General features: G+C 39.9%; 14 protein-coding genes. 3 read left to right on the top strand and 11 right to left on the bottom strand.

Translation table 11 applies throughout. The annotated features are described in order from the left end of the window. Window positions 1-9: 9 nt before the first annotated feature. The 11 genes from OFO00_RS04940 to OFO00_RS04890 all read right to left on the bottom strand — a co-directional run bounded on the left by OFO00_RS04940 (window position 10) and on the right by OFO00_RS04890 (window position 9,058). Window positions 10-399, bottom strand: coding sequence for a DUF4878 domain-containing protein (locus OFO00_RS04940; RefSeq protein ID WP_270865118.1), 390 nt, complete (start codon window positions 397-399; stop codon window positions 10-12). 20 nt (window positions 400-419) lie between these two features. Continuing rightward, a complete protein-coding gene (glyS, locus tag OFO00_RS04935) occupies window positions 420-2,441 on the bottom strand; it encodes a glycine--tRNA ligase subunit beta (RefSeq protein ID WP_270865117.1) in 2,022 nt (673 codons plus the stop codon). Continuing rightward, window positions 2,425-2,559: a hypothetical protein gene (locus OFO00_RS04930; protein WP_270858223.1), complete on the bottom strand. Its 135-nt coding sequence runs from the start codon at window positions 2,557-2,559 to the stop codon at window positions 2,425-2,427. The genes glyS and OFO00_RS04930 overlap by 17 nt, the downstream gene beginning before the upstream one ends. After that, entirely contained in the window at window positions 2,556-3,902 is a 1,347-nt protein-coding gene (locus OFO00_RS04925) for an endonuclease/exonuclease/phosphatase family protein (RefSeq protein ID WP_270865116.1), read from the bottom strand. Before OFO00_RS04925 ends, OFO00_RS04930 begins: the two co-directional genes overlap by 4 nt. Further along, complete coding sequence (locus tag OFO00_RS04920; RefSeq protein ID WP_270865115.1) at window positions 3,890-4,378, bottom strand: tRNA (cytidine(34)-2'-O)-methyltransferase; 489 nt, start codon at window positions 4,376-4,378, stop codon at window positions 3,890-3,892. The genes OFO00_RS04925 and OFO00_RS04920 overlap by 13 nt, the downstream gene beginning before the upstream one ends. A 278-nt stretch (window positions 4,379-4,656) precedes the next feature. Beyond that, on the bottom strand, window positions 4,657-5,652 hold the full coding sequence (locus OFO00_RS04915) for a hypothetical protein (RefSeq protein WP_270865114.1): 996 nt from the start codon (window positions 5,650-5,652) through the stop codon (window positions 4,657-4,659). 101 nt (window positions 5,653-5,753) lie between these two features. Continuing rightward, window positions 5,754-6,857, bottom strand: coding sequence for a CCA tRNA nucleotidyltransferase (locus tag OFO00_RS04910; RefSeq protein WP_270865113.1), 1,104 nt, complete (start codon window positions 6,855-6,857; stop codon window positions 5,754-5,756). After that, complete coding sequence (locus OFO00_RS04905; RefSeq protein ID WP_270865112.1) at window positions 6,838-7,248, bottom strand: CiaD-like domain-containing protein; 411 nt, start codon at window positions 7,246-7,248, stop codon at window positions 6,838-6,840. The genes OFO00_RS04910 and OFO00_RS04905 overlap by 20 nt, the downstream gene beginning before the upstream one ends. After that, window positions 7,238-7,483, bottom strand: a complete 246-nt coding sequence (locus OFO00_RS04900) for a hypothetical protein (RefSeq protein WP_270858229.1) — start codon at window positions 7,481-7,483, stop codon at window positions 7,238-7,240. The genes OFO00_RS04905 and OFO00_RS04900 overlap by 11 nt, the downstream gene beginning before the upstream one ends. Before the next feature lie 12 nt (window positions 7,484-7,495). Beyond that, on the bottom strand, window positions 7,496-8,566 hold the full coding sequence (gene leuB, locus OFO00_RS04895) for a 3-isopropylmalate dehydrogenase (protein ID WP_270862017.1): 1,071 nt from the start codon (window positions 8,564-8,566) through the stop codon (window positions 7,496-7,498). A gap of 12 nt (window positions 8,567-8,578) precedes the next feature. Continuing rightward, the gene (locus OFO00_RS04890; protein WP_270858231.1) at window positions 8,579-9,058 is read right to left on the bottom strand and encodes a 3-isopropylmalate dehydratase small subunit; all 480 of its coding nucleotides are present in this window, start codon (window positions 9,056-9,058) and stop codon (window positions 8,579-8,581) included. Window positions 9,059-9,289: 231 nt separating this feature from the next. Here OFO00_RS04890 and rpoD point away from each other — a divergent pair, with 231 nt between their 5' ends. Genes rpoD through OFO00_RS04875 form a run of 3 tightly spaced genes read left to right on the top strand, consistent with a single transcriptional unit; the run spans window position 9,290 to window position 12,259 of the window. After that, window positions 9,290-11,167 carry an RNA polymerase sigma factor RpoD gene (gene rpoD, locus OFO00_RS04885; RefSeq protein WP_270865111.1) on the top strand — a complete coding sequence of 626 codons (1,878 nt, stop codon included), beginning with the start codon at window positions 9,290-9,292 and terminating at the stop codon, window positions 11,165-11,167. 43 nt (window positions 11,168-11,210) lie between these two features. Next, window positions 11,211-11,918 carry an AzlC family ABC transporter permease gene (locus OFO00_RS04880; RefSeq protein WP_270858233.1) on the top strand — a complete coding sequence of 236 codons (708 nt, stop codon included), beginning with the start codon at window positions 11,211-11,213 and terminating at the stop codon, window positions 11,916-11,918. A 2-nt stretch (window positions 11,919-11,920) separates the two neighbouring features. Further along, window positions 11,921-12,259, top strand: coding sequence for an AzlD domain-containing protein (locus tag OFO00_RS04875; protein WP_270865110.1), 339 nt, complete (start codon window positions 11,921-11,923; stop codon window positions 12,257-12,259). The last annotated feature ends 41 nt before the right edge of the window (window positions 12,260-12,300 follow it).

The raw sequence follows: 12,300 nt of genomic DNA, 5'->3' as shown, positions 1-12,300 counted from the left end.
TAAATTTCGTTAGTTAAGCAAAATTCGCCATTGTCCTTTGTGATTTTTGCGTAAGCTAGTAGGCTCCATTTTGGTGGTTCCGTCTTTGAAAGCGACCTCGATATCGACCTTTGCGACATCTGCGCCGACATTTTTATCGACAATTTTAATGCTTTTTACACCGCCGTGCTTTTTAGCCCTATCCATAGCACCCGCAATTCCCATACCAAGCTTGCCTTCTAGCATCGGTTTTATGCTTTCATCTTTCATCTCTGCTTCGCTTAGATAGATCAGGCTAACGACCTTTTGTGTATCGCCTTTATATATAGCCTCTACGCATGCTTTGGCCGTATCTTCGGCACCGCCACCACAACCGATTAGAAAAAACATAGCAAAAAACGCTAAAATTAACCTTTTCATTTTTACTCCTTTATTAAAATTTAAAAACTAATCTCTTTGATATCAGCCACACGCAAAAACGCATTGTAAATTTGACCGATATTTGCGATACGATTTGCCCTGATAGCCTTATCATCTACATTTATCATTACTTTTTCAAAAAACATATCGATTTTATCTTTTAAGCCAAAAAGCGCATTTAGGTAAGCCTCAGGCTCGTTTTGGCTCACACTAATCGCCTTAAACGCCGAATTTAGCTCGCCCTCAGCTTCGTTTTGGAAAAGCGCTTCATCGACAGCACCGATTTTTTCATCTTTTATGATATTTGATAGGCGTTTGAAGGTGTCGAAATTATCCTTAAATTTCTCATCTTTTGAAATTTTATCCAGCGCCATAATCGCGCTACCAAGAGCCTTTATATCATCTTCGCCGCTGTTTAGGCACGCTTTTATAATAGATGGATTGACATCGTAAATAGCATAAAGTCTATCTTTGATAAAATCCAACAATTTATCGCTATCAAGCCCAGAATATTGCACCGCTATATTTTCAACCAACGCCCCCAAATCCAAATTTAGCCCCAAATTTTGCACGATTTTGATAATTCCAGCGGCCGCGCGGCGCAGTGCGTAAGGATCTTTGTTTCCGCTTGGAATTTTATTTATGCTAAATAGACCTGCTAGGCTTTCAAATTTCGTAGCAACCCCCACGAGCGACGAAAACACGCCAGTAGGAAGCTCGCTGTCCTCGGAATTTGGCAGGTATTGCTCATAAATCGCGCGAGAGATTAGCTTGCCTTTGCCCGCATGCGCAGCGTAGTAGCTTCCCATAATGCCTTGAAGCTCGCTAAATTCGCCCACCATAGTGCTAACCAAATCCGCCTTGCTAAGCATTATCGCCTCTTCTAGCGCGCTAGTATAATCCCCGCCAAACTCGGCTCTTAGCTCTTTATCCCAAAATTTAGCAATCTCTTTTGCGACAGAGATTTCACGGACTTGCTTATCATAAATCGAGCCAAGCCCGCTTAGATACGAAACGCTTTTTAGTTTTTCTGGATTTAGCCCTGATTTTAGATCGCTTTGCCAAAAAAACATCGCATCACTTAATCTTGCGCGCAAAACTTTCTCGTTTCCACGCACGATTAGGCTGTTATCATCGGTGATTGCGTTGCTTGCGACGACAAAATGATTGCTTAGCTTGCCCTCTTTGAAAACTGGGAAATAGCGTTGATTTTCCTTCATCGAAGTGATGATTACCTCTTTTGGCACTGCCAAAAACTCAGCCTCGAAACTGCCAAGTAGCGCGGTTGGGTGCTCGGTAATGGCGACAACCTCGCTTAGCAAATCCTCGTCGATTTCGATTGTAACGCCATTTGCGCTCTCGATTTCTTTAAATTCGGCTAGAATTTTTTCTTTGCGTTTTTGCGCGCTTAAAATCACGCCGTGTTTTTCTAAAAGCGCAAAGTATTCCTCTGCGCTAGTAAATTTGACCTTTTCATAACCAAAGCTTCTGTGTGGGAAAAACGCTAGCTCGCTTTTTACGCCGTAAATTTCAAACTCCACGCTATCATTTCCTAGCAAGCAAGCCACACTTCGAAGCGGTCGGATAAACTCGAATTTGCCCTCGCCCCAGCGCATAGCTCTACCGAAATTTAAACTACCCAAAAACTCCTCAATCATCGCACCTAGCACGCTTTTGCTAGGCTCGCCTTTTTGCACGCTCTCAAAATACAGCACCTCTTTGCCATCAATTTCTTTGAATTTCAATTCACTCTCGCTAATTCCACATTTGCTAGCAAAGCTTAGCGCAGCCTTGCTCCACGCGCCGTCTTTTAGGGCGACTGATTTTGGCGCGCCAGTTTGCACGATTAAGCTGTCGCTTTGTGTGCTAGCGAAATTTTCGTGGCAGATGACAAATCTGCGAGGGGTAAATTCAAAGCTAAATTCGCTTTGCAGGCGGTATTTTTCCAAAACCGCACTCCATTTTGGCGCAATGTTTTTGTATTCCTTCAAAAACGGGATTGCTGGGAGTTCTTCGACTCCAATTTCAATAAGTAATTTCATTTTTCTCTTCCTTTTCTTGATTTCGTTTATTATTTTTTTCTATCATTTGTTTGTTAAAGCCGATGACCAAAAACGCCATAAACAGCACAAATGCGGTCATCATAAGCAGATGTATCATTGAACTATAAACTCCTTTTGCTCATCATAAATCGTAAAATACGCATTGTTAAATTTTGCGTTTTTTTGATTTTTGATTTTGCCTTTTTTGGAATAAATTTTATATTTTCGCCCATTTACCACGATTTGCCCGTCCGTTACATCGCCCCAAATTTGTGCTACGACATCGCCCGGAGAGATGGTGTGGTAGTTAATCTCTTTTAGCGTGTATTTTTCGATACTGCCGATATTTCCGTGGTTTTTGAGGATTTTTACCTCGCTAAGCTCGAATTTTTTCCTATAAATTTTAGCTTTTTGCACGGCAAGATCTAGCCTATCGCCCACGCTAACGCCACTTAGCCCATACACAAACACGCCCTTGCTGCCTTGTGAAATCGCGCTTCCGTGCTTGTCGGTGTAGGTTACGACTGCGTTTTTTAGGATAAATGGGGCAGAATTTACATCGCCGTAAATTTCAGAAATTTGCACCTCTTTTAACTCTAAATTTGGGTTTTGCACGGCTAAGCTTTTGGGTTTGTTTAGCGAAATTTTTTCACTGCTTAAAATAAAGCTAAGCGCGATATGATCGGAGCTTTGTGCCACGCTTTCGGCCTTAAACGAGCCTTTTTTATAGCCAAATTTTGCCTTGCCAAAAAAATCATCGCTAAGCAAAATATGATCTAGCAAAGCCCCACTATCGTGGGATTTGCACGCGATTAGTTTATTTGCGAAGCAGACATTATCGCTCCACAAATCGACAAATTTGCCCTCGCCCAAAATTTCGTTTAAAAGCGAATTTTTGCCAATGCCGGTGTTAAAATCGCCCAAAATCACGCTGTTTTTTTTGTTTTTTATGACACTTGCTAAAAAATCAAAACTCTTTTTTCTATCCCCGATAGGATTGCGCTGGGAAAGCATGTGCAGGGCATAGACGCTAAATCTCGCCCCCTCAAACTCGAAATCCGCTCTTAATATATCACGAGTTTTGACACTACTCATACGGTAATACTCGCTCGAAATTATCGGGATTTTTGATAGCACCGCCACGCCAGCTGGGGCTGATTTGGGGTTTGAAAATTTATAAAATTTATACTGCGTTTTGTTTGCCAAAGCCTTTAAAACGCCTTCGTTTTCAATCTCTTGAAGTGCGATTATATCGGCGTTTATCTCTAAAATTTCGCTCGCAATTTTATTTAATTTTTCTTTATATTTTGCCTTGTTCCATTTGCCAGATTCCAAACGGAAATCCTCGTATTCGTTGCCGTTGTTTTCGCCGTCAAAGAGGTTTTCGACATTGTAAGTGGCGATTTTCAGCTCTGCGCCAAAGAGTGCGAGTGCGACGAAAAGAAGGGCTAAAATTCGCAAATCTCGCTCCTAAAATCAAATTCGCCCAAATTTTGGCGAATCGCCTCGTAGGTGATAATCCCAACGCTTGTGGCTAAATTTAGGCTTCGCCCAAGCGCAGTCATGGGAATTGTTATACAATTTTCACGATTTATTCTCATTATATCAAGTGGCAAACCATGACCTTCTGCGCCAAAAAATATAAAATCATTTTTTTGAAATTTTGCCTCGTAATACAGCTTGTTTGTCTTGGTCGTAGCGAAGAAAAATCGCTCTTTGTGCGCCTCGTTTGCCGCGTAAAATTCGTCCCAGCTCTCCCAAACTCTCAAATCCAAATTCGCCCAATAATCAAGGCCGGCTCTGCGCAAATGCTTATCATCAATGACAAAACCAAGCGGTTTGATTAGGTGCAAGCGACACCCACAATTCACACACATGCGCCCAATCGAGCCTGTGTTTGTGTGGATTTCGGGATTTACTAAAACGATATTAAACATCAAGCCTTCCTTATTAATTCAAACCGATGATTCTACTAAAAACTCTCTAAATTTACGCTTTTTTGCGGGAATTTTATTTGAATTTAGCGCGAAATTTAATCAAATTTTGCCTTCAAAATTTCTCTTATCTCATCTTTTTGACAGCGCCAGATTTCATTTGCGATTTCTTTGCCCTTAAATCCGTCATTTATAACGGCTTTGCTTTTTATTTTTGAAACAAATTTGCGCTCATATAATTAATCATTATGGCGGCAAGGATATCACTCTACAATACTTTTTTATCTTTCCATCATAAATATTTCCCACAAATCTTGCGGAATAAGTTCTCCTAGCGTTTTTTCATCTGGCACATCAACATGTCCCCAACGCCCACGCCATACTTCCCAAGTTAGAATAAAGATTGTATAGGGAAATTTATATGTTTTGGGATTTTTGGAAAGGGTGATTTTATTTATATAGTTATTTCTATCTATTTCATCTATCTCTTTAATTATTTCTGGTGAGCATTGTTTTTTAACCTCTTCCGGAAAGCGGTCTTTATCTGTATATACTCGAATGCCGTATTTTGCAATCGCTTCTTTGCACGATAATGACGGTTCATAATTAAAATAATTTCCATGAGCCAAATAATAGCTTACAATTTTATTGATTTGTTCTTCATTTAAAAAATAAGCGGTTAGATTGCCTTCCAGCAAAATAGGTTTTTGTGGATTTTTAACATCATATAAATCGCAATCATTAATTCCGTAACCTTTAAGACAAGATAAAAAGTATTTGTCATCACCGTGATTAAAATATCTTGAATAAATTCCCATACCTTCAATAATTGGTATATTTTCTCGGTCTAATAAAACCGCTTTTTTTGGATTGGTAATATCATAAATTTTGCAATAATCAACCATATTTCCATCTTCCATAACGCAAACTTGGAAATATTGTTTGTTGTTTTTACTAAAATATTTGTAATTTTGACTGAAATAATAGCGATAGTTATCTTTATATTTGTAATCGTATGCAATCGACTGACGAATATCTTGCTTCTGACAGTCTTCCATATCGCTTTCGTTACCAAAAGCGTAATTACAAAATAAATTTTCTAACTCTTTATTTAGTGCGGGTAGATTAGTTTGCACAAATTCGACATCATAGTCTTTTTCATGCTTATAACTTACTACTTTGGCTTCTAATGGGTTATTTATAGAAGCATTTTCTGCCATTGCCAATATAGGGGTAGATAAGCATAAAACTACGCTTAATAAATATTTTGTTTTCATTTAAAACCTTTCCAAATTAATATATAGTGAGTAATTGCACATATTTTTGTTTTATCAAATTTATCATTTTCTATACCTTACTTAACCTAAATTTATAAAATTTACAAATTAAAACTTGCCAAATATTTTTTTATTTCATCTCTTTGGCGGCGTTTGATTTCATTTGCGATTTCTTTGCCCTTAAATCCGTCATTTATAACGGCTTCGCTTCCTACTTTTGAAATAAATTTTTTCTCATAAATTCCAAGTTTTTTAGCGCGATTTATACGAGTTTGATTATACGCACCCAGCCACGAATTTATCGGCATTTGCAGTGAAATTTGCATTAGTTTTTCATCATTAATTTTTTTATAAAAAGGCTCGATTAAAATGCGCTTAAAATGCGAATTTAGCTTTAAATTTTCTAAAATTTGCTTTTTGTCTAAATTTAGCAAATTTAAAACTGCATATAAAAAAAATGCCTCATTTTTTATAAATTTTCGCCCATTATCGATAAAATTTGCGATTTTTGCGCACCGCTCCCGCGAAATTTGCACGCCAAAAATTTTTTCAAACAGCCCCAAATCGTGCAAGATTACTAGCCCCAAACCCTGAAATTTAGCCCTAAAAAGCTTGATTAGCTCAGCGCAAATCCGCTCCACACTCAAATCAGAAGTATCGATTTGGCGCATTAATTCCAAACTTTTTGGCTCGATATCGAAGCCAAACCGCGCCGCAAACTGCACCCCGCGATACACTCTTAGGCTATCTTCGACGAAGCTTTTTTCATCGACAACGCGCAAAATTCGGGCCCTTAAATCATTTAACCCGCCGTAAAAATCTAGCACCTCGCCACTAAAAATATTTATCATCATCGAATTTATCGTAAAATCCCTGCGCCTAGCACCGATTTTTTCGTCATTTGCAAGGGTTACTTCAAAGGCTTTGTGCCCCACTCCGACCTTGTTTTCGGTGCGAGGCAGAGCAATGTCGAAATTGTGAAATTTATAGACGAAAAACTGCTTTCCAGTCCCAAGTGCGCCAAGCTTGCCCATAATTTCGCTAAATTTTTGTGGATTTATATCATAAACTTCGATGTCGATGTCGCCACTTTCGCGCCCTAAGAAAAAATCGCGCACGAAACCGCCGACGAAATACGCTCTTTTTGTATATTTTTTAAGAAGGTCAAAAATAGCGATAAAATCGCTATTTTGATAGATTTTCAAGTCTGTTTTCGATACTCGCAAGTAAAAATTCCATAAATTTCAAATTCAGCTCGACCCTAGCCTCGATATCTGCGCTATCGAAGGAATTTAGCCCCTCAAAAAGCACCAATATCCGCTCTCTAACCGCGCTTAAAAACGCCACCTCATCGCTATTTGCGCCAGCCTTGCTTTTAGGCGCATTAAAATTCATCTCGCTAAAATTCAAGCTATCATCATCGCCTAAATTTTGCGCAATCTCGTCGCTGTCTAAATCAGCACTCAATTCATCGTTTGAGTGCTCGATAAACTCAGCAAAACTCACCGCGCTAGCAGAATTTTGCGCCTGTTTTTGCGCTTTGATTTCGCTTTTTACAGCGTTGATGATATCGTTAAATTCGTTCTCATAATCCATTTATTAGCCACCTTTTAAGCTCACGATTTTTATGTCCGCCAGGACTTAGGAAAATCTCGCTCATTTGCATATTTACACCGCTTTTTATCCTGTGATTTAATCTCACTCTGGCAAATGCCACCCTAGCGTCGCTGTCGTTTGGATCTACGCGCAAGAGCGTGCGAGCAAGTGCCAGAGCGCCGTAAAAATCGCCCTCGCGCTCCATTTTTAGGATTTCTTCTATCGCTTCGCCCATTTTGCGCCCAGATTAAAATTTATGCGTATAATCGCTGATAATAGAGCCAATTTCGCTTGTCGAGCAGATCTCTTTGGCGTCAAATTTCGCTATATCTTTGGTGCGGTATCCATCGCGCAAGACCGATTTCACGGCATTTTCGATACACTGTGCCGCTTCGACCTCATTAAATGCGTATCGTAGCATCATCGCAGCACTCATTATGGTTGCGATCGGATTTGCGATTCCTTGACCTGCGATATCAGGCGCAGAGCCGTGAATCGGCTCGTAGATTCCTACCTTGCCACCGATACTTGCACTTGGCAAAAGTCCAATCGAGCCACAAATCATACTCGCCTCATCGCTTAAAATATCGCCGAATAAATTCTCAGTTAGTAGCACATCGAACTGCTTAGGATCGCGCACGAGTTGCATTGCAGCGTTATCGACATACATTTGCTCGACCGAAACTTCTGGGTATGATTTTGCCACCTCCGCGACTACTTCGCGCCAAAGCTGGCTTGTTTCTAGCACATTTGCCTTATCGACTAGGGTGATTTTTTTGCCCCGTTTCATCGCCGCTTCAAAGGCGATTTTCGATACTCGCTCGATCTCTTCGTAGCTATAAACCATAGTGTTAAATGCGCTTTTTTCGTGTTTTTCGCGTGGTTGTCCGAAGTAAATTCCGCCCGTTAGCTCGCGCACGACCAAGATATCCACGCCTTTGACGGTTTCTGGTTTTAGAGTGGAAGCGTTGATTAATTCATCAAAAATGATTGCCGGGCGCAGGTTTGCAAACGCACCAAGCTCTTTTCTAAGTTTTAAAAGTCCGCTTTCAGGGCGCAAATGTCGCGCTAAATTGTCCCATTTAGCCCCGCCAATCGCACCAAAAAGCACAGCGTCGCTTGCTTTGGCGGCATTTAGTGTCTCATCAGGGAGCGGAACGCCGAAAATATCGACAGCGCAACCACCCATTAAATGGTAGTCGAAATTTAACTCAAAGCCAAATTTATGGCTCACACTATCTAAAACCTTAACCGCTTCTTCCACGATTTCAGGGCCGATTCCATCGCCTTTTATGACGCAAACATTATAAGTTTTCATAAATTTCCTTAATTATTTCATTTGAGATTTCGCATAATTTATCGCGCCACCTGCATTTAGCAGTTTTTGCATAAATGGTGGAATTGCGCCGAATTTATACTGCGTATTTTGGGTCAAATTTTGAATTATTCCATTATCTAAATCGATTTTTAGCTCATCGCCTTCGCCAATTTCATCAGTTTGGTCGCACTCTAAAATCAAAAGCCCCATATTGAAGCTGTTGCGATAAAAAATCCTAGCGAAATTTTTCGCGATTACGCACGAAATACCTGCCGCTTTTAGCGCCATTGGAGCGTGCTCTCTACTGCTACCGCAACCAAAATTTTTACCAGCTACGATAATATCGCCTTGCGAAATTTTGTTATAAAAATCCTTGTCAGCGTCCTCCATAATGTGCTTTGCAAGCACATCTGCATCAGATGTATTCAAATATCTAGCCGCGATGATGATGTCCGTGTCGATATTGTCTGCAAACTTCCATACTTTTGCCATAATTTTCACCTTTTCAGTTTTAAAATAAACTTTTGATTTTAGCAAAACTTAGATTAAATTTAAATCAATTTAGCCAAAAAACAGCGTATGAATTTTGCAAAATTTTAAAAATTCAGCCAAATTTTAAATTTTGAAATTTTGCCCTAAATTTGGGAATTTTTTATAAATTTAAGTTTTGCTTTATAAAATTTGGGTATAATTAAAGGTTATTTTTGCAGACAAGGAGATTTGATGGCAGTATCAGCAAAAGAACTTAACTCTACGCTTGAACAATTTTTTGAAGAAAACCAAAAAAGCTACATAACCTTTGAAAGATTGATTAAATTTTTCGATATAGCTCCAAAGACAGCTGTCGTAAAAAAAATCGAAACTCTTATCAAAAAATACGATGTGGAGCTTATTTCGGCTGCTGAAATTTCAAAAATCCGAAATATCGAGGACGCAAAATTAAAAGAAGCTACCCAAAAAAGGCTACTTGACGAGGGCTGGGACGATGATTTTGATATCTCAAATGATGTCGAGCTTTTGGAGTGGTCGCGTTCTGATAGCCCAGTGCGTATGTATCTGCGCGAAATGGGGCAAATCCCGCTTCTAACCAAAGACGGCGAAATAGAAATCAGCAAAAAAATCGAGCTTGGCGAGGATATCATCATCGATGCGTTTTGCTCTGTGCCATACCTAATCGACTTTATTTTGGATTACAAAGAGCCTTTAATCAACCGCGAACGCCGTGTAAAAGAGCTTTTTAAAAGCTTTGATGATAGCGACGAAGAGGGAGCTGAGGACGAGGAAATCGACGATGATTTTAGCGATGATGAGAGCGAGGGCGAAGATGAGGAAAAAGAGGTCAAAAAAGCCCCTAAGAAAAACGACAAACGCACTCTAAAAGTCATCGAAAGCTTCAAAGCCTTAGACAAAGCCAAAAGAGAGTGGATGAGATTTGCCGAAAAAAACGCTGAACAAATCAAAGATAGCAACGACACACTATCTAAGCTAAATTTGGCATTTAAAAAGAAAATTTTAAAAGAAAAACTTATGGATTTGGGTCCAACTAGCAAGCTAATTACCGAAATCGTAAAATCAATGGAAACAGCCCTTAAAAGCGACGCAGGGTTTGACAAAGAGCTAAAACGCCTAGAATACAAGCTTCCAATGTTTAGCCAAGAGCTTCGTGAAAACCACGAAAAAATCCTAAAAGACATAACAAAACTAAGCAAAGAAGATATCATCGCCCGTGTGCCAGAAGCCACTATGGTATCGACTTATGTGGATATCAAAAAGCTATTTTTGACAAAAGAGGCAAGCAAAAAAAGCTTCAACTTAGAACCAGAAAGATTAAAAGAAATTTTAGAGCAAATCAAGCGTGGCAAACGCATAAGCGACAACGCAAAAGCGCGCATGGCAAAGTCAAATTTGCGCCTTGTCGTCAGTATCGCCAAACGCTACACAAACCGCGGTTTGCCGTTTTTGGATCTAATCCAAGAGGGAAATATCGGACTTATGAAGGCTGTGGATAAATTCGAGTATCGCAGAGGATACAAATTTTCCACATACGCCACATGGTGGATACGCCAAGCCATATCGCGCGCAATCGCCGATCAAGCCCGCACAATCCGTATCCCAATCCACATGATTGAAACGATCAATCGCATAAACAAAATCACACGCAAATATATCCAAGAAGGCGGTAAAGAACCAGATATCAATGTCATCGCCGAGGAAGTGGGACTTAGCGTGGATAAGGTCAAGCAAGTCATCAAAATCACAAAAGAGCCAATCAGCCTAGAAGCGCCAATCGGCAACGAAGACGACGGCAAATTCGGCGATTTTGTCGAGGATAAAAACTCAATCTCGCCAATCGAGCAAATCCTAAAATCAGATTTAAAAGAGCAAATCGACGATATTTTAGAGCAGTTAAATGATCGCGAGCGCACGGTGATTCGCATGAGATTTGGGTTATTGGACGATGAGAGTGACCGCACCTTAGAGGAAATCGGCAAAGAGCTAAATATCACCAGAGAGCGCGTGCGCCAAATCGAAAGTTCTGCGATCAAAAAGCTAAAACACCCAAAAATCGGTCGCAAACTCAAAACATACATTGAATCTTAAAATTTAAATTTCGCCCTTTTTGGGCGAAATTTTACTCCGTCTTATGAGCAAATTCGAAATTTTCAAATCCACAATACCGGTTATGTTAGGCTATATTCCGCTTGGAATCGCGTTTGGAATTTACGGCATTTCGCAGGGATTGGAGTTTTGGGTGATGATGATAACTAGCGTGCTAGTCTATGCAGGGAGCGTGGAGTTTGTGCTGGTGGCGTTTATCGTAACTGGCGCCTCGCTGATAGATACCTTTATCATCTCGTTTTTGCTAAATTTTCGCCATTTTTTCTACACAATGTCGCTCATCGACGAACTGCGCGCAATCCCACGCAAAATTTATCCCATTTATGCGCTTACTGATGAGACATTTGCCCTGCTTAAAACTCGCGTTTTTTTAAGCGATGATGAGCGCAAAAATGGCATTAGCGAGCAAAGAGCGCGCGAGCTAGGGCTGATTTATAATCTCACGGCTGTTTTTAACCACTCGTATTGGATTAGCGGTGTGGCGATTGGATCAATCCTTGGAGCTAGTTTAAATGTCGATTTTAGCGGGGTTGAATTTAGCCTTGTGGCACTTTTTGCAATGCTAAGTTACGAAATGTTTAAATCAAACCCACAGCATAAAATTTTGATTTTTAGCCTTATTTGTGCGTTTGCGGGGCTGTTTGTATTCCCTGTGAAATACTATCTTTTTGGCACACTGCTTTGCGCGATTTTTGCGCTTTTAGCATTTCGCAAATTTTTCGAAAGGCCCTAGCAATGGAGATTTTCGCATATATCGCAATGGCTAGCATAGCTACCGTGCTTACGAGGTTTTTGCCGTTTTGGCTCTTTAAAAAAAAGAGCAAAAACCCCACGCTCGTGTATCTGCAAAAAAACTCTGGGCTTGTGATTATGATAGTGCTTATGATTTATGCACTAAAAACTATGATTCCAAAATTTAGCGAAAATGGCGAAAATACCACATTTTTCGCCACTATTTGCGGGCTTGTGTTTTGCTTAGCGCTCTCGTTTTTGGCGCACGCTAAATTTAGAAATTCGCTGATTACAATCGCAGTTCCGACGCTTTTATACACGATTTTTCTGCGATTTATATGAATTTTAAGATAAATTTCGCTAAATTTAAAAGTTAATTTTTT

It is taken from the genome of Campylobacter sp. VBCF_04 NA7 (assembly GCF_027737405.1).
GTDB lineage: Bacteria > Campylobacterota > Campylobacteria > Campylobacterales > Campylobacteraceae > Campylobacter_B.
This window is presented reverse-complemented; position numbering and strand designations above follow the sequence as displayed.

What these genes read in the sequence shown, in the direction of transcription:
- OFO00_RS04940 (WP_270865118.1), bottom strand. Translation starts at nt 399, where the DNA reads ATGAAAAGGTTAATTTTAGCGTTTTTTGCTATGTTTTTTCTAATCGGT.
- glyS (WP_270865117.1), bottom strand. Translation starts at nt 2,441, where the DNA reads ATGAAATTACTTATTGAAATTGGAGTCGAAGAACTCCCAGCAATCCCG.
- OFO00_RS04930 (WP_270858223.1), bottom strand. Translation starts at nt 2,559, where the DNA reads ATGATACATCTGCTTATGATGACCGCATTTGTGCTGTTTATGGCGTTT.
- OFO00_RS04920 (WP_270865115.1), bottom strand. Translation starts at nt 4,378, where the DNA reads ATGTTTAATATCGTTTTAGTAAATCCCGAAATCCACACAAACACAGGC.
- OFO00_RS04915 (WP_270865114.1), bottom strand. Translation starts at nt 5,652, where the DNA reads ATGAAAACAAAATATTTATTAAGCGTAGTTTTATGCTTATCTACCCCT.
- OFO00_RS04905 (WP_270865112.1), bottom strand. Translation starts at nt 7,248, where the DNA reads ATGGATTATGAGAACGAATTTAACGATATCATCAACGCTGTAAAAAGC.
- OFO00_RS04900 (WP_270858229.1), bottom strand. Translation starts at nt 7,483, where the DNA reads ATGGGCGAAGCGATAGAAGAAATCCTAAAAATGGAGCGCGAGGGCGAT.
- leuB (WP_270862017.1), bottom strand. Translation starts at nt 8,566, where the DNA reads ATGAAAACTTATAATGTTTGCGTCATAAAAGGCGATGGAATCGGCCCT.
- OFO00_RS04890 (WP_270858231.1), bottom strand. Translation starts at nt 9,058, where the DNA reads ATGGCAAAAGTATGGAAGTTTGCAGACAATATCGACACGGACATCATC.
- rpoD (WP_270865111.1), top strand. Translation starts at nt 9,290, where the DNA reads ATGGCAGTATCAGCAAAAGAACTTAACTCTACGCTTGAACAATTTTTT.
- OFO00_RS04880 (WP_270858233.1), top strand. Translation starts at nt 11,211, where the DNA reads ATGAGCAAATTCGAAATTTTCAAATCCACAATACCGGTTATGTTAGGC.
- OFO00_RS04875 (WP_270865110.1), top strand. Translation starts at nt 11,921, where the DNA reads ATGGAGATTTTCGCATATATCGCAATGGCTAGCATAGCTACCGTGCTT.